Genomic DNA, 16,139 nt, shown 5'->3' on the forward strand with positions numbered 1-16,139 from the left:
AAGACATGAGTCTCACCGCGGAACGTCACGACACCGCACTGCCCGCAAACGCCGGAGTGTTCGAGCGCACCGATTTCCCCACCGACACCGCCCACGAGCAGGTGACGTTCTTCCAGGACCCCGCCACCGGACTCAAGGCGATCGTCGCGATCCACGACACCACCCTCGGACCGGCGCTCGGCGGCACCCGCTTCTACCCCTACGCCGACGAGGCCGCCGCGCTCAAGGACGTGCTGCGCCTGTCGCGGGGCATGACCTACAAGTCCGCGATCGCCGGGGTCGACCTCGGCGGCGGCAAGGCCGTCATCATCGGCGACCCCGCCACCGGCAAGTCGGAGGCACTGCTCGAGGCGTACGCCCGCTTCGTCCAGACCCTCGGCGGCCGGTACATCACCGCCGGTGACGTGGGCACCAACTCCGACGACCTCGACGTGATGGGCCGCGCGACCGACTACGTCGTCGGACGCAACACGGCCGCCGGCGGGTCCGGCGACAGCGCCCCGATGACCGCGCTCGGCGTCTTCCAGGGCATGCGCGCCGCCGCACAGGCCAGGTGGGGAACCCCGAGCCTCGCCGGCCGCACCGTCGGCGTCGAGGGCACCGGCAAGGTCGGCTACCAGCTGATCAAGCTGCTGCTCGCCGACGGCGCGTCGGTGGTCGCCACCGACGTCAACGCCGCCGCCCTCGACCGGGTGGCTCGCGACTTCCCCGAGGTCGCGATCGCATCCACCGTCATCGACCGTGAACTCGACGTCTACGCGCCCTGCGCGATGGGCGCCACCCTCACCGACGAATCCGTCGCCGCGATCACCGCCGACATCATCTGCGGGGCCGCGAACAACCAGCTCGCCCACCCCGCGGTCGAGCACGACCTCGGCGACCGCGGCATCACCTGGGTCCCCGACTACGTCGCCAACGGCGGCGGACTCATCCAGGTCGCCGGCGAGCGCCTCGGCACCTCCGCCGACGACGTCCGCGCGCAGGTCGAGAAGATCTTCGCCACCGTCGTGCAGATCCTCGACGTCGCGAAGCGGGACGGCATCCTCGCCGGCGCCGCAGCCGACGCCGTCGCCGAGGCCCGGATCGCCGCAGCCCGGTAGGCGGCTCCGCCACCCGTGCGCCTTTCTGGTAGTTCCAGCTACCAAGAAGGCGCACGGGCGCGAAGCGCCTAGGCCGTCAGCCGCCGGTGCAGCTCCCAGGCGTTGCGCTCGACGCGGTTGGATTCGAGCATCCCATCGGCGCGGACGTTCCACACCGCGGTGCCCGTCAGATGAATGGGCTGCCCGTCGGGTTCGGTGCCCATGAATCCGCGATTGCGGCCGGTCATTTCCCACAGTGATGCGACGCGGGAACCGTCCGCGTTCTGGAACGTTTCGACGGGGAGGAACTCCAGGTCGTCGACGGTCGACTGAAACTTCAGCACCCATTCCTTGAAGGCGTCTCGGCCGCGGATCGCCTCGCCGCCGGTGACGATGACGAAATCGTCGACCACGAGCTCGTCGATCGCGTGGGGGTCTTGGGGTGACTGCCACACCCGGGCCCAGAAATTCTCGACTGCGTGAACTCCGTGTCGACGGGGCATGCGTTTACCTCTCTCTGGCTTGGATTTTCCAAGTTAGCATGGGTATGAAGAGGTCGAGCTCTCGTTTCTCACGATGTGACCGGCTTCGTCAGTCGCCCGTAGGCGCCGGTTCTCCCCGCTGCACGTGCAGGGTCGATGCGGACACGCGTCGACCGTCGTCGGTGACGAAGGCCAGGGACACGGCCTCGCCGGTGGTCTCGTCGGTGTACTCGGGGGAGGTGCTCCCCGGGCGCGGCAGGTAGTCGCGACCGAACTGGCCGAGCGCCCCGATCACGACATGTAACTGCCGTCCCTTCTCGGTCAGCACGTACTCCTGACGTTCCCGCGACCCCGCCCGGCGATACGCGCGGCGCTCGAGGATGCCCTCGTCGACGAGCAACGCCAGCCGTGCGGTGAGCACATCGGACGCCACACCGAGGCTGCGCGTGAACTCCGAGAATCGGCTGTGACCCCAGAAGGCGTCACGGACGATGAGCAGCGTCCACCGGTCGCCCAGGACCTCGAGGGCACGCGCGATGGAACAGCGGGCAGGCGTGGCCGAGGACGGGCTCATGCGACGAGAATAGTCGTGTCAGGCTTGGCAGGTCCAAGCCAGCGTCGCGAAGCGTCTCACTTGTGCATCCCGATGATGACTGCGTCGAGGAACTCGTCCGCGATCTGTTCCGGCGATTCGGCACCGTCGGGTGTGATCCAGAGGTAGCTGTAGTTGAACATGCCCAGCAGACCCTTGACCATCAGCCGCGGGAGAGCACGGAACTGTCCGTCGCGAATGCCCTGCTCCACTGCGTTCCGCCAATGCGATTCGTAGCGTTCACGTTCGGCGATGATCCGATCGCGACGTTCGTCCGTCAGGGCGTGGTACTCGCGGAAGAAGACTGTCCACTCCGCACGGTGCTCGGCGATGTTCCGCATGAGCGCCCGTGCGAGGCCCCGTAGCCGCTTTTCCGGATCGGCCTCGGACAGCGCGAGTTCGTCGGCGATCGTATTCATCTGGGCGAGTTGCCTGCTGCTGATCTCGTAGAGGATTGCCTCCTTGCTGCCGATGTAGTGATACAGCGCCCCACGGCCGAGCCCGACCGCCGTGCCCAGGTCGGAGATGCCGGTGCCGTGGTAGCCCGACTTCGCGAACAATTCGGCGGCCACTTGCAAGACTCGGTCCCGGTTGGCGTCGTACTTGTCGCTCATCGAAGGGCCCCTTTGTCTCCAGGCGGTCGAAGATGTGAGTCTAGACGCCGGATCACGGGTTCGGCGCGGCCAGCCCGGTGATCCCGGTGCGCGCGACGTGCACGATCAGGGCCTGCCCCTGCCCGCCGCCCCCACAGAGCGCCGCCGCGCCGACGCCCCCGCCACGGCGTCGCAACTCGAGCGCGAGGTGCAGCACGATCCGTGCCCCGGACACGCCGATCGGGTGGCCGAGCGCGATCGCGCCGCCGTTGACGTTCACCCGGTCCACGTCGAGACCGAGGCATTCGGACGAGACGAGCGTGACCGCGGCGAACGCCTCGTTGATCTCGACGAGATCGAGGTCGCGCGGCGCGATCCCTTCGCGTCGGCACGCGGCCTGGATGGCGTTCGACGGCTGCTCGTGCAGACCCGAATCGGGCCCGGCGACCACGGCGCGTGATCCGATCTCGGCGAGCCACGACAGTCCGAGCCGGACGGCCGTGGACTTCCGCGTGACCACGACGGCGCAGGCCCCGTCGGAGATCGGTGACGAGTTACCCGCCGTCAGTGAGCCGCCGGCGGCGAAGGCGGGAGGCAGACCGGCGAGGTCTGCTGCCGAGGTGTCGGCCCGAATGCCCTCGTCGTGGCTCACGTCGGTCGATTCACCCCGCCCGGACGTGATCGGAACGGGAACGATCTCGGCCGCGAAGACGCCATCTTTGCGCGCGCGTGCGGCGGCACGGTGTGAGCGTGCGGCCCACTCGTCCTGGGCCGCGCGGGTGATCCCGTACCCGGGATTCCTCGACTCGGTCAGCGCCCCCATCGACGACCCGGTGAAGGCGTCCTGGAGCCCGTCGAACGCGAGGTGGTCGATCAGAACCGTGTCGCCGTACTTGTTCCCGCGACGACTGTTCCTCAGGAGGTGCGGCGCAGTGCTCATCGATTCCTGACCGCCGGCGACCACGACGTCGGCGTCGCCGGTGACGATCATCTGGTGCGCCAGCGTTATCGCGTCGATTCCGGACAGGCACATCCGGTTGATGTTCAGTGCCGGTGTGGTCATGGGGATTCCGGCGGCCGCAGCCGCGACGCGAGCCGGCAGTTGGCCGCTGCCTGCCGTGAGCACCTGACCCATGACCACGTGGTCGACGGAGCGTGCGCCGACGCCGGCGGATTCCAGCGCACCACCGATCGCGTAGCCGCCCAGCTCCTGGGCGCTCAGGCTCGACAGCGATCCCATGAAGCGTCCGAACGGGGTTCGTGCCCCCGCCACGAGGACGGTGGGGTCTGCGTTCGTCATTGTTCTCCTCACTTGGTGGCAGGTGCCGCCCTGCGGCCGTTCCTGACCGCAGGGCGGCTGATGTCAGCTTTTGCGCGACGCCTCGAAGGCGTCGGAGAACGCGTACCCGTCGAGCAGGCGTCCCGCCGTGACCAGGTACTGGATCGTCGGCGTCCCCTCCTCGAGCCAGTTGAGACGGGCGTCCCGGTACAGGCGTTCGATCGGGTGCGCCCGCGTGTATCCGATTCCGCCGTGAATGAGCAGTGCGCGGTCGGTCACCCGGCCGACCGCCTCGAGGCCGAACAGCTTGCACATGCTGGCCTCGGCCGGAATCCGTTCGCCCGCATCCCACTTCTGTGCGGCGTCGGCCAGGATCCCGCGCAGGGCATAGACGTCGGTAGCCATCTCTGCCAGGTAGCGCTGGATGGCCTGCCGGGTGCCGATCGGCTTGCCGAATGTGACACGGCTCTTCGCGTGGGCGATCGACAGTTCGAGCGCGCGCTCGGACGTGCCGAGCGAACTCGCCGCGATGAACACGCGGCTGATCTCCAGTGCGCGTTCGAGGTGCTCGTTTCCCTGTCCTTCGGCGCCGACGAGGGCGGTGGCGGGAACGCGGACGGAGTCGAGGGTGACGCGTCCGTGCTCGGTGCCCTTGCACCCCATCGTCTCGGGAAGCGCTGCGATCGAGAGGCCCTCGGTCTCGCGAGGGACGAGGAACGCGGAGACGTCGGTAGCGGTCGTTTTCGCGAACACGATGAAGTGAGAGGCGATGTCGGAGTTGGTGATCAACCACTTCTCGCCGTTCAGGACGTAGTCGTCACCGTCGCGCACCGCGGTCGACCCGAGGTCGGCGCCCGTCCCGAAACCCGGCTCCGTCAGCGCGAACGCGACCGAGTTCCGGCCCGTGGCCGTGCCCGGCAGCACGTCCGCCTTCTGCAGGTCGCTGCCGATCTCGGATAGCGCGTGGGCGAAGGAGTTGTGCACGTGGACGATGACCCGGAGCCCGCCCTGTACCTTGGCGAACTCGGCGATGATCGGCAGGTACTGGGCGATCGAGAGGCCGCTGCCGCCGTACTCGCGGGGGACGAGCAGACCGAGTGCGCCGATTCGCTCGAGGATGGGCATGACGATGTCGTGTGGAACCTGCTCGTCGTCTTCGATCCGCTGTTCGAGTGGATCGAGTTCGGACCAGATCGCATCGAAAATACGGTCGCGGAGCGCCAGGTACTCCGACTCCGGAATGCCGACCGAATGCGTGAGTGTCGCGGTCATGGTGTTGTGTCCCTTCGTTGTTGGTCGTTGCGGTCGTGGTGTGTCATAGCGCCCAGCCGCCGTCGACAGTGAGAACGGAGCCGGTGCAGAATGTGGCGTCTTCGCTGAGGAAGACTGCGGCCTTGGCAATTTCGTCGACGGTGCCGAATCGACCGAGGACGGTTTCTCGTTCGATTCGCCTGCGTGCGGAGTCGGGCACCGCATCGGTCATGTCGGTGGTGACGAAGCCCGGGGCCAGCACGTTGACCCGGATGCCGTCACGCGCGACCTCCTTGGCGAGTGACCGACCGAAGCCGATCATCGCGGACTTCGCACCCGCGTACGCGGTGTCGCCGGCGTGACCGATCACGCCGACGACCGACGACACCAGCACGATGCTGGGTGACCTGCCGTGCACGAGGTGGGGCAGCGCGGCCCGGGCGAGGGCAACGGTGCCTCGGAGGTTCGTCTCTATCACGCTCCACCAGGCGTCCGCGTCCGTCTCGACGAGCCGCCCGCCCGACCACTGGCCCGCGTTCAGGATGAGCGAATCGAGGTGTCCCCAGTGGGAGACGAGGTCAGCCACGGCCGTGGGTGCCGTGGTGTCGTCGTGCAGGTCGAAACGGATCGGGAGTACCTGTTCGGGGGCGTCTGCGGCGATCTTCTCGGCGTCGTCACGTCCGGTTCGGTACGTACATCCCACCCGGCAACCGCGCTGCGTCAGAGCGGTGGTGACGGCGGCCCCGATGCCGCGGGAGCCGCCGGAGACCAGTGCGACGCGTGACTCGTCGTGATCGTTCTCGTCCATGAGCAAAATGTACTGATCGATCCAAAAATAGTCCAGAGTGATTTAGAAACCCGCCTTTGAAGTGCAGAGAATCACTATTTGGGCGAGTTGGCAGAGTGGATCGTTCGGTACAAAAGGCTTGCGGACGAGGTCTGGGGTGTGTTACACCTGTGACCGTGGCCACATGGGGCGACGACGCGGACGCGATCTCCGATCGGCGAACCCCGGACGAGGCCCCACGACCCGATCACAACCGCGGTGGCACCGAATCAACCCGGCGCCGCACCGCCCCACATCAGCAGCGATGGGAGATTCGATATGGGAGTCATCGACGACCTGGAGGTCACACGGGTCAAACCCCGAAAGGTCGCCTTCGCGTCCTTCGTCGGAACGGCAATCGAGTGGTACGACTTCTTCATCTTCGGGACCGCAGCCGCTCTGGTATTCGGGAAGGCGTTCTTCCCGTCGTTGAGTCCGCTGTCGGGAACGCTGGCCGCGTTTGCGACGTTCGGTGTCGCGTTCGTGTCGCGTCCCGCGGGCGCGATCGTCTTCGGGCACTTCGGAGACCGGATCGGGCGCAAGAAGATGCTGGTGTTCTCCCTGGTGCTGATGGGGTCGTCGACGGTCGCGATCGGACTCATCCCCACCTATGGCGCAATCGGCCTCGCGGCGCCCGTGCTGCTCGTACTTGCGCGGCTGGCACAAGGCTTCGCGGTCGGCGGCGAATGGGGCGGCGCGGTACTGATGGCCGTCGAACACGCACCGCGCGAGAAGAGAGCGTTCTACGGCAGCTGGCCGCAAGCCGGCGTTCCTGCCGGGCTCGTGCTCGCGACGCTCGCGTTCCTGCTGGTCGAGCAGCTTCCGGAGGATCAGGTGCAGGCATGGGGATGGCGGCTTCCGTTCCTGGCCAGCGCCGGGCTGGTCGCGGTCGGAATGTACGTGCGACTGAAGGTCGTCGAATCGCCGGAGTTCGAGAACGTCAAGCGTGACAAGAAGATCGCCGACTTCCCGATCCTGGCGGTACTGCGAAGCGAGAAACGTGCGCTCGGCGTCGGGATTCTCACCCAGGCCGCCTCACTCGTGCCGTTCTACCTCGTCACAGTCTTCGTGCTTTCGTACGGTCCGAAGGAACTCGGCATCTCGCGGCAGACGATTCTGTTGAGCATCCTCGTCGCATGCGTCCTCGACATCCTGTCCGTGCCCTACGCGTCGATGATCGCGGACCGGATCGGAGCCCGGAAGATGTTGATCTACGGGTCCCTCTACATGGCGGCGATCGCGTACCCGTTCTTCTGGTTGCTGTCGACCGGCGTCGGGGTCGCCGTCCTGCTGGCGATGATTCTGATCATCACCATCGGTCACGCCGTCACCTATTCCGCGGTGGCCGGCTACGTCACCGGTCTGTTCCCGGCCGAAGTCCGGTACACCGGCGCGTCCGTCGCCTATCAGTTCGGTGGTGTCGTCTTCAGTGCTCCCGCACCGTTCATCGCGGTGGCGATCGCTGCCGAGTCGGACGGTTCGTGGGCGCTGGCCGCGTACATCGCCGCAGCGTGCGCCATCACAGTCCTGGTCCTGACCCTGGCGAAAACTGCAAAGGTGAATCACTGATGTCTCTTGGCAACGACACAACGTCCGGACTCGCCGCATGGCAGGACATCGAAGCCCTGCTGGACCGCGACCCGTTCGGTAGCGACTTCAACACCGCCCACGAAATCTGCACCCGTTATGCGGCAGACCCGAGTCGCGTCGCGCTGACCGTGCGGCACGACGACGGGTCGGTGGACCGCTGGACCTACCGCGAACTCGACAGACTCGCAGCCAAGGCCGCACGCGTATTCGCACGCGCGGGGCTGAAGCCGGGAGATCGCGTCGGCGGACTGCTCACACGACAGGTCGAGAGTTGGATCACCGCACTGGCGGTGTGGCGTTCCGGGCTGGTGTACGTGCCCTTGTTCGGCGGGTTCGCCCCGGACGCGATCGGTCTGCGCCTCGACGCGGCGGCGGTCCGCGCGATCGTGGTCGATCAGCGGTACCGACCGGCCCTCGCGGAGGCGCAGGCGACCCACGGACTCGATCCGACCGTGTTCGTCGTCGGGGGCGGTGCGGTCAGAGGGAACGACAAGTCCTTCTGGGCCGAGGTCGACCGGGCCGATGCCGACGGCCCGCTCGCGACCACGGCCATCGGGGACACCGCCACCCTGCTGTTCACCAGTGGAACATCCGGAACACCGAAGGCGTGCAACATGACCCACGCCGCATTCGTCTCGGTCATGCCCTACGTGAAAAGCGTTCTCGGGGCGACCCGAGACAGCGTCGTCTTCTCGACGTCGGACCCGGCGTGGGCATTCGGGCTGTACAGCACCGGTGCCGCCGTCATGGCGCTGGGCGTGCCGCGCGTCATGTACTCCGGAAGGTTCGTCCCCGAGGCCTGGCATCGCGTCATCCGGGAAGAGAAGGCCACGATCCTCACCACCGCGCCGGCGGCATTGCGGCGACTGACGGCGACCTTCGCGCAGGACGGAGTGCCGCCGACCCTCCGGGCCGTTGCCGCTGCCGGCGAACCACTGACCGCGGCGGTCGCCGCTGCCTGGGCCGAGACCGGTGCGCCCGCCGTGCGCAACGGGTACGGACTGTCCGAGGTCGGCATGCTGCTGGGCGACACCCAGGGCACCGAACCGCGGTCCGGCCCGGGCTGGATGTCCGCCACGATTCCGGGTTTCGACACCTTCCTCGCGGACCGGGACGGTCAACCGGTGGCCGAGGACCAACCGGGCTTGATCGCGGTACGGCGGCCCCGGCACCAGATGTCCAGCGGCTACGAGAACGCCGCCGACCTGTGGGCCGACCGCTGGCGCGGCGATGTATTTCTCACCGAGGACCGAGCCGTCACGGACCCGGAGGGACGGTGGCAGGTACTCGGCCGGGACGACGACATGATCATCGCGTCAGGCCACAACATCAGCCCGGTCGAGGTCGAGAACGCGCTGTTGCAGCACCCGGCGGTCGCAGACGCTGCGGCAGTAGCGTACGACGACCCGATCCGTGGCGGGGTGGTCCGGGTCGTCGTCGTCCGCGCGGACGCCCGGGACGATGACGGTGACCTCGTCATGCAACTGAAACAACATGTCGCGCAACGTGTCGGACCGTACGCGGCGCCCAAGGTCGTCGACTTCCGCCCCGAACTCCCGCGCACCGAAGTCGGCAAGTTACGCCGCGCTGCCGTCCGCGAACTCCCCATTACCACATGAAAAGGGGCAACCGCATGCGCGCATTGTTGGTCACCGCGCTCGACGGTCCCCGGGCTCTTGCCCCGGTCGAGGTCGACGAACCCGGTGCGGACGAATCCGTGATCCTGGTCGACGTTCACGCGGTCGGGGTGTCGTTCCCGGATCTGCTTCTCACCCAGGGCCGGTACCAGTACAAGCCGGTTCTGCCCTTCGTCCCCGGCGGCGAGGTCGCGGGGATTGTCCGGTCTGCGCCGGAGGGCAGCGGATATTCTCCCGGGGACCGCGTCGTCGGATTGACCGGTGTCGGTGGCGCGATGGCCGAAGTGGTCGCGCTGCCGCCGGAAATGACTTTCCCTCTTCCCGACACGATCTCGATGTCTGCGGGCGCCGCCCTGTTGTTCAACTACCTGACCGTGCATTTCGCGCTGGTTCGTCGTGGACGCCTCGAGAAGGGTGAGTCGGTGCTCGTCCACGGCGCGGCAGGCGGCATCGGTACCGCTGCGATGACACTGGCACCGCACCTCGGCGCGTCGCGGACCATCGCGGTCGTCAGCACCGAGGAGAAGGCGGAGTACGTGCGGAGCCTCGGCGCCTCCGATGTCGTGACCACCGGGAAGTGGCGGGACGAGGTCCTCGCGGTCACCGATGGCCGCGGGGTGGATGTTGTGGTCGACCCGGTCGGCGGCGATCGTTTCACCGACAGTGTCCGATCCCTGGCGACCGGTGGGAGGATTCTCGTGATGGGCTTCACCGGCCGGGACATCCCCTCGGTGAAAGTGAACAGACTGCTTCTGAAGAACGCGTCCGCAGTGGGAGTCGCGTGGGGCTCGTGGTGGTCCGAGGACCCCGCTCGACTGACGTCGCAGTGGGACGAATTGTTTCCACTCCTGTCGTCGGGCGCGCTGAAGGTCCCCGAGCCGACACGGTACCCGTTCGATGCGGCAGCCGAGGCCCTGCTCGATCTCGAACACCGCCGAACCGTCGGGAAGAGCGTCCTCGCCGTCCGGTAGGCGGCTCCGCCACCCGTGCGCCTTTCTGGTAGTTCCAGCTACCAAAAAGGCGCACGGGCGCGAAGCGCCTATGGTGGTGCGATGGAAACCGAGTTCGTCCGCTGGACCGAGGACGGCATCGAGCATTCGGCGGTGTGGCGGTCCACCAGCGGGGCGACGCCGCCGAAGAAGATCCGGGTGGCCGACGACTCGATGACCGCCGACGAGGCGTACCGCCTGGCGTGCGAGGGGACGGCGCTGCTGTGGCGGGGCGACTTCCACAACGCCCGCCAACTCGGCACCGCCGTCGCCGCCCGCACGGACCGGAAGGCCCGCAAGACGTCGACCGACCCCGCCACCGCGTTCCACCTGCACCGGCAGACGCAGTCGCGACGGGCGGGCATCCTCGGGATGCTGCTGGTGCCGTTCGACGCCGACCAGACCGTCCTGCTGCGCCGCGCCCCCGACGTGCGGCAGGCCGCGCGGGAGGCGTTCGGACCGACGGATCAGCCCACCGTCACCAGCCTGCGTGATCTGCTGGGCGCGATCGGCGCCCACGAGTGGCAGAAGAAGGGCGTCGAGATCCCCGCGCTCGGCGCGCGTATCCATCCCGGTTACGGCGTGTTCTCGCCGATTCGCGGCGAATACATCGACCTCGTCGCGGACACTCCGCTGCCGTCGCACGCGACGGCGTTCGACATCGGGACCGGCACCGGGGTGCTGGCCGCGGTCCTCGCGCACCGCGGCGTCGAGAAGGTGATCGCGACCGAGCTCGACGCGAACGCGCTGGCGTGCGCCCGGACGAATCTGGACCGGCTCGGCTACTCCGACCGCGTGCAGGTGGTGGAGACCGATCTGTTCCCCGAGGGGAGAGCCCCGCTGGTGGTGTGCAACCCGCCGTGGATCCCCGCCCGCCCCACGTCGCCGGTCGAGTACGCGATCTACGACCCGGACAGCCGGATGCTCCGCGGATTCCTGGCCGGCCTCGCCGAGCATCTCGAGCCCGCGGGAGAGGGATGGCTCGTCCTGTCCGACATCGCCGAACACCTCGGCCTCCGGACCCGCGAGGAATTGCTGTCCCTGATCGACGACGCGGGCCTGACAGTTCTCGGGCGGCGGGACGTGGCGCCCCGGCACGGCAAGGTCGCCGACCGCTCGGACGCCTTGCACGCCGCACGCAAGCGGGAAGTGACGTCGCTGTGGCGCCTCGGTGCGCGGGATGCGTCAGCCGGGTAGGCCGTCACTCGGCCGAACCCAACCCGACCATCGTCCCCGACGTCAGGTAGACCAGGCGGGCATCCGACGCCGCGACGACGGGAGTGCTGTCCCACGCGCCGTCGTCGATCACGGTCCGCAGTGGAAGCGCCCACAGTTCCTCGCGCGACCGCACGTTCTCGCCGCGCAGCACCGGAATCGTGCTCACCCCGAACGAAGGAGTATCCGAGGTCCTGTTCGCCACGATTGCGAGGAGTGTTACCGCCTGTGCGCCTTTGTGGTTGCTGCCGCTACCAGAAAGGCGCACGGGCGCGGAGCGCCTACTCCTCGGGGTTGGTGAACAGTCCCATCTGCTCGGGCTGCGGTTTCGTGTCGGGCGCGGAGGTCGGTGGGAGCACGACGGTGCGGAGGGCGTGGCGCAGGGTGCCGACGACCCGCTCCCAGTGGTCCGCGGACGCATCGTCGGTGTCGCGCAACTGACTGACCCAGGCGGTGCCGGTGTCGAGGAGCGCAAGGATCCGATCGCGGTCGTGACCGCAGACGTCGGCGACGACCGCGGGATCGCTGGCGTCCGCCGGTCCGGGATCGAGATGGAACAGCGTCAGCAGTTCCTTCGGCAGGTCCGTCGACGACATCCGGCTCTCGGTTCGACCGCCGGGTTCCGGTTCGAGGTCTTCGTCCGACGCCGACTCGCGGGTGAAGAACAGTTCGCCGCCGAACCGTGCCGCGAAGTCGCCGTCGACGGTACGCAGGAACTCGGCGAACGTCTTGCAGGTGTCCGTGAGGTGCTGCGGGACGAACGGGTTGCCCGACACTTCGAGGAACGCCGACAAGCGGTCGTCCACCAGCACGAATTTGATCCGTGACCATGTGCGGTTGAGGTCGGCGGTGACCTCGGCGGCCCGGGTGCGGTCGCTGATGTCGTGGACCAGCGGCGCGAACAGTTGCACGTCGACGGAGTCGGCGAGCGGGCCGACGAACAGAATGGTGTTGCCCATCCGGATCGGGACGTCGCCGTCCGGGTCGCGTTCGGGCAGCAGACCCAGCATCGGCACGAGCGAGAGCGTGATCAGCTCGTGCAGATGCTCGGCGTCGCGCGGGACGACGGCCGCGCCGGGGTCGAGCTGCGCGACCAGCGGCGGCCGCAGCGCAACCGGGTCGAACGTGGCCTCGGGGTCCGTACTCGACGTTTCGGTACTCAGGAACGCCGGATGCGTGATGCCCCAGACGTCGCGGAACGCGGCCACGGCCATCGCGGCCAGCTGATCCGACCATGACAGTTTCTTGTCGACGTAGAACGCGGGGGAGCCGTCGTCGGGTTCGTCGTCCGGACCGCGGGTCGGACGGTTCCAGCCCAGCTCGGTGAGGTACGTCTGCTCGGCGTCGGTCAGTGCCCGGTCGGGGTGCAGGTAATGGTTCGACGGCACCTCGCAGCGCACCGTGTCGCCGTCCCACACGACGAACTGGATGCACGGCATCAGCCCCTGGGATTCGTCGAGTTCCTCGAACCCCGATTCGAGCACCAGAAGGTCCTCGTCCCGCATCGCTGCCAGATAGTCCGCGAGACGCCGCTGGAACTCGGCCCAGTCGCGGTTCACGCTCGAATCCAGATCGAAGTCCTGCATGTCTGCTCCGTCCGGGTCGGCCACGAGTCACGTTCTTCCGCTCTATACGGTAGCGGCGATCGTCCGTACCGCAGCGCAGGAGGGTGCGGCGACGTCAGACGGGGTGACCGGCGGCGATCCGTCCGGTCAGCCGGGTGACGGCGTCGAGGAGGTCCCACGACGTGCCCGGGGTCACCGCGACGGACGCATCGCCCCACACCAGATACCGGCCGTCGCCGTCGATGTCACGCCACGCGAGACCACCGACGGGCCGCGGCGAATGCCGCGACCCCCGGACCACGGTGACCACCCCCTGGCTCGTCGCGGGCCGGTCGAGGATGCGGGCCGCGGCCGGTGCCTTCCCGTCGGATGTGACCGGGACCACGACGCCCGCCGCCGTGCCCGCGTCCGTGTCGGGAAGTTGCGCGATCAGCTGCCGGCCGAGGTCGTACGGTTCGCAGCGCCGCAGCACCACCTCGGAACCCGGATGCTGCACGGCCGCGATCGCGTGCCCCCGCGAGTGGGCACCCGTCATGCGGATCGGTGTCGCCTCGGGACCGATCGAGCCGGCGATCTCGATACGAAGGTCGGGTTCGGCGAGGACCAGCAACGCCGCTTGGAGCGGATCGTGTTCGGGACCGGCGAAGTCGGTGCGGATCCGGCGCTGCTCGTCGTCGTACTCGTCGGCCGTGGTCAGCTCGCTCGTGACCGCGAACGGATACGGGATGCGGTCCTGGCCGGTGCGGGCCCACAACGCCGAGAACTGCGGACCGCCGAGCACCCAGTACCCCACGGCTATTCGCCGATCACCGCAGGTGTGACGAGCGGCAGTTTCCCGACGAGTTCGCTTGCCTCGTCGATGCTTTCGAGGTAGGTCGGGGGTTCCTCCTCGGATTCCCGTTCGGCAGCCTGGGCCGGCGGGCTCGGCCGTGCGGAGGTCGCGGCCCGGTACGACGCCACCACGTGGTGCGCGTAGTGCGCGACCCCGCCGCCGACGGCCCCGGCCAGTGCCGCGCCCTCGATCGACGCGGGCGCCGCCGGTGCGGTCTCGTGCGAGTCCTGCGGACGGACCTCTCCGCTCTTCCGGTGCTCGTTGTGCGGGACGGACTCGGCGGCGGGCTCGGCCACCTGCTGATCGCTGGGAATGCCGTGCACCCCGTTCGGCCCGAAATCGAATCCCACCGGCTGCGCGGTCGTCGCGGGGTGTGTCGCGGCGAATGCGTCGGCGGGCAGTTGTTCGTCCGCGGCCCGGTACGCCGACGCGTACAGCGTCTGCATGGCCGCCTTCGCGTCCTGTTCCGCGGTGTCGGCCTCGGCTCCCGCGGTCCAGTTCGCCGGCAGCACCCGGGTCCAGTCGGCAGGAGGGTCGAGGGGCGGACCGACCGCGCCGCGCACCGCTTCGGCGCCGTCGGTCGCTTGCCGCAGCGCATTCGCGACCTCGGTGAATTTCCCGCTCACGGTTGCGGCCCGGGCGGCGTAGTCGTCGAGGGTCGACACCACCGCGTCCGCGGTCCGGCCGCGCCAGCTGTTGCCGACCGCGGTCCGGGTGGCGTCGTCGAACGCGGAGACGGACTCCCGGAACGCCCGGCCGAGTCCGTGCCAGGCCCCGGCGACCGCCCCCGATCGGGCCGGGTCGATGGCGTCGACCGCGGCCCCGATGGCGCGGTGGTTCCACGCGCCCGACTGAAAATTCTCCCCGCCGTTCATCCCCGACCTCCGACAGTTGGACACCCTGGTCCCGGAGTGGACCCCCCAATCCGGCGGGAAGCCACCTTACCGACTGCTGCGCGGGGCTTGTCACCGCTCCCGAACTCCGAAAAGCTCGGTCCATGCCTTCGTCCTCGCCCGCAGTGTCCGGAACGCGCACCCGGCGGACGTCCGCCCTCGCGGTCGGGGCCACGTCGTTCGCGTTTCTCGTCACGATGATGGGCACGACACTGCCCACCCCGCTCTACTCCATCTACGCGCAAGAACTGGCGTTCAGCGCCCTCACCGTCACGATCCTGTTCGCCGTGTACGCGGTGGGGGTCGTGGCCGCGCTCGCCCTGTTCGGCCGGCTGTCCGACGACGTCGGCCGGCGCCCGGTGCTCTTCATCGCCGTCGCCCTCGCCGCGGTCAGTGCCGTGCTGTTCCTGCTGCCGTCGACACTTCCCGTGTTCGTGGTGGCCCGGGTGATCTCGGGGCTGTCCGCCGGCCTCATGACCGGCACCGGTACCGCCGCGGTGATCGACCTGTTCCCACCCGACCGCAAGGCCGTCGGCGGAATGCTCGCGGTCGCCGTGAACACCGGCGGTCTCGGATTGGGCACGCTCAGCGCAGGCGTCCTCGCCGACCTCACCTCGAGTCCGCTCACCCTCCCCTACGTGGTGAATCTCGTGCTCGCCGTCCTCGCGGGAGTCGCGCTGTGGTTCTTCGCGCCCGCGCCGGCGATCCGTCCGACGTGGCGGATCCGGCCCCGGCGACTGCAGGTTCCCGCCTCGATCCGCGGCGCCTTCGTCACCGCGGTGCTCGCCGCCGGAACGGCGTTCGCGGTGACCGGTGTGCTCACCGCCGTGTCGGCGCTGTTCCTGACGGAATACCTGGGATCCAGGAGCCACACGATGGCCGGGCTCGTCGTGTTCCTGACGTTCCTGTTCATGGCGGTCGGACAACTCCTGGCCCGCCGGATGTCGACGTCCAGCGCCATGCTCGTGGGGTGTCTCGCCCTGATCCCCGCCGCGGCACTGCTGGCCCTCGCACTGGCGAACACGATCCTGTTGCCGCTGCTCGCGTCGTCGGTGGTGCTCGGCATCGCCGGGGGGCTGTGCCTCAATGCGTCGATCGCGACCACCGTCGAACGGGTCGAACAGCAATTCCGCGGTGGGGTGTCCTCGGCGTTCTTCGCCGGGATCTACGTGATGCTGGCCGTCCCCGCGGTCGGTGTCGGTGTGCTGGCCCGCTTCACCGACCTGCGCACCGCCGGGATCGTCTTCAGCGCCCTGGTCGCCGTGCTGGGCGCCGGTGTCGCCGTCGCACAGCTGATCGGGCGCCGGCGGACCTGA

16 protein-coding genes are annotated in these 16,139 nt (G+C 68.6%); 6 read left to right on the plus strand and 10 right to left on the minus strand.

The genetic code is table 11. The features are described from left to right. The first annotated feature begins 5 nt into the window (after positions 1–5). A complete protein-coding gene (locus H0B43_RS28505; protein WP_185724864.1) occupies positions 6–1,100 on the plus strand; it encodes a Glu/Leu/Phe/Val dehydrogenase in 1,095 nt (364 codons plus the stop codon). 68 nt (positions 1,101–1,168) lie between these two features. Here H0B43_RS28505 and H0B43_RS28510 read toward each other — a convergent pair whose 3' ends face one another. The 6 genes from H0B43_RS28510 to H0B43_RS28535 all read right to left on the minus strand — a co-directional run bounded on the left by H0B43_RS28510 (position 1,169) and on the right by H0B43_RS28535 (position 6,084). Next, entirely contained in the window at positions 1,169–1,582 is a 414-nt protein-coding gene (locus H0B43_RS28510) for an ester cyclase (protein ID WP_185724863.1), read from the minus strand. A gap of 88 nt (positions 1,583–1,670) precedes the next feature. Further along, entirely contained in the window at positions 1,671–2,135 is a 465-nt protein-coding gene (locus H0B43_RS28515) for a helix-turn-helix domain-containing protein (protein WP_185724862.1), read from the minus strand. Between the two features lie 56 nt (positions 2,136–2,191). After that, on the minus strand, positions 2,192–2,767 hold the full coding sequence (locus tag H0B43_RS28520) for a TetR/AcrR family transcriptional regulator (protein ID WP_185724861.1): 576 nt from the start codon (positions 2,765–2,767) through the stop codon (positions 2,192–2,194). Between the two features lie 52 nt (positions 2,768–2,819). Beyond that, positions 2,820–4,046: an acetyl-CoA C-acyltransferase gene (locus tag H0B43_RS28525; RefSeq protein WP_185724860.1), complete on the minus strand. Its 1,227-nt coding sequence runs from the start codon at positions 4,044–4,046 to the stop codon at positions 2,820–2,822. A gap of 63 nt (positions 4,047–4,109) precedes the next feature. Further along, positions 4,110–5,297 (minus strand): acyl-CoA dehydrogenase family protein, encoded by a 1,188-nt coding sequence (locus H0B43_RS28530; protein WP_185724859.1) that lies wholly within the window; start codon positions 5,295–5,297, stop codon positions 4,110–4,112. Between the two features lie 43 nt (positions 5,298–5,340). After that, positions 5,341–6,084 (minus strand): SDR family NAD(P)-dependent oxidoreductase, encoded by a 744-nt coding sequence (locus H0B43_RS28535; RefSeq protein ID WP_185724858.1) that lies wholly within the window; start codon positions 6,082–6,084, stop codon positions 5,341–5,343. Positions 6,085–6,381: 297 nt separating this feature from the next. Here H0B43_RS28535 and H0B43_RS28540 point away from each other — a divergent pair, with 297 nt between their 5' ends. The 4 genes from H0B43_RS28540 to H0B43_RS28555 all read left to right on the plus strand — a co-directional run bounded on the left by H0B43_RS28540 (position 6,382) and on the right by H0B43_RS28555 (position 11,515). After that, positions 6,382–7,671 (plus strand): MFS transporter, encoded by a 1,290-nt coding sequence (locus H0B43_RS28540; protein WP_185724857.1) that lies wholly within the window; start codon positions 6,382–6,384, stop codon positions 7,669–7,671. Further along, positions 7,671–9,311 carry an AMP-binding protein gene (locus tag H0B43_RS28545; RefSeq protein ID WP_185724856.1) on the plus strand — a complete coding sequence of 547 codons (1,641 nt, stop codon included), beginning with the start codon at positions 7,671–7,673 and terminating at the stop codon, positions 9,309–9,311. Before H0B43_RS28540 ends, H0B43_RS28545 begins: the two co-directional genes overlap by 1 nt. A 14-nt stretch (positions 9,312–9,325) precedes the next feature. Next, a complete protein-coding gene (locus H0B43_RS28550; RefSeq protein ID WP_185724855.1) occupies positions 9,326–10,300 on the plus strand; it encodes an NADPH:quinone oxidoreductase family protein in 975 nt (324 codons plus the stop codon). A gap of 81 nt (positions 10,301–10,381) precedes the next feature. Further along, positions 10,382–11,515: a class I SAM-dependent methyltransferase gene (locus H0B43_RS28555; protein WP_185724854.1), complete on the plus strand. Its 1,134-nt coding sequence runs from the start codon at positions 10,382–10,384 to the stop codon at positions 11,513–11,515. 4 nt (positions 11,516–11,519) lie between these two features. On the opposite strand, the gene H0B43_RS28560 is transcribed toward H0B43_RS28555, so the two are convergent. The 4 genes from H0B43_RS28560 to H0B43_RS28575 form a co-directional block, all read right to left on the minus strand. Beyond that, the gene (locus tag H0B43_RS28560) at positions 11,520–11,702 is read right to left on the minus strand and encodes a hypothetical protein (RefSeq protein ID WP_185730157.1); all 183 of its coding nucleotides are present in this window, start codon (positions 11,700–11,702) and stop codon (positions 11,520–11,522) included. Positions 11,703–11,814: 112 nt separating this feature from the next. Next, the gene (locus H0B43_RS28565) at positions 11,815–13,143 is read right to left on the minus strand and encodes a T3SS (YopN, CesT) and YbjN peptide-binding chaperone 1 (RefSeq protein WP_185724853.1); all 1,329 of its coding nucleotides are present in this window, start codon (positions 13,141–13,143) and stop codon (positions 11,815–11,817) included. 70 nt (positions 13,144–13,213) lie between these two features. Further along, a complete protein-coding gene (locus tag H0B43_RS28570) occupies positions 13,214–13,879 on the minus strand; it encodes an ESX secretion-associated protein EspG (RefSeq protein WP_185729761.1) in 666 nt (221 codons plus the stop codon). Between the two features lie 14 nt (positions 13,880–13,893). Beyond that, a complete protein-coding gene (locus H0B43_RS28575) occupies positions 13,894–14,805 on the minus strand; it encodes a hypothetical protein (protein WP_185724852.1) in 912 nt (303 codons plus the stop codon). Between the two features lie 122 nt (positions 14,806–14,927). Here H0B43_RS28575 and H0B43_RS28580 point away from each other — a divergent pair, with 122 nt between their 5' ends. Next, a complete protein-coding gene (locus H0B43_RS28580) occupies positions 14,928–16,139 on the plus strand; it encodes an MFS transporter (protein ID WP_185724851.1) in 1,212 nt (403 codons plus the stop codon).

This window comes from Rhodococcus sp. 4CII (assembly GCF_014256275.1).
GTDB classification, from domain to species: Bacteria; Actinomycetota; Actinomycetes; order Mycobacteriales; family Mycobacteriaceae; genus Rhodococcus_F; species Rhodococcus_F wratislaviensis_A.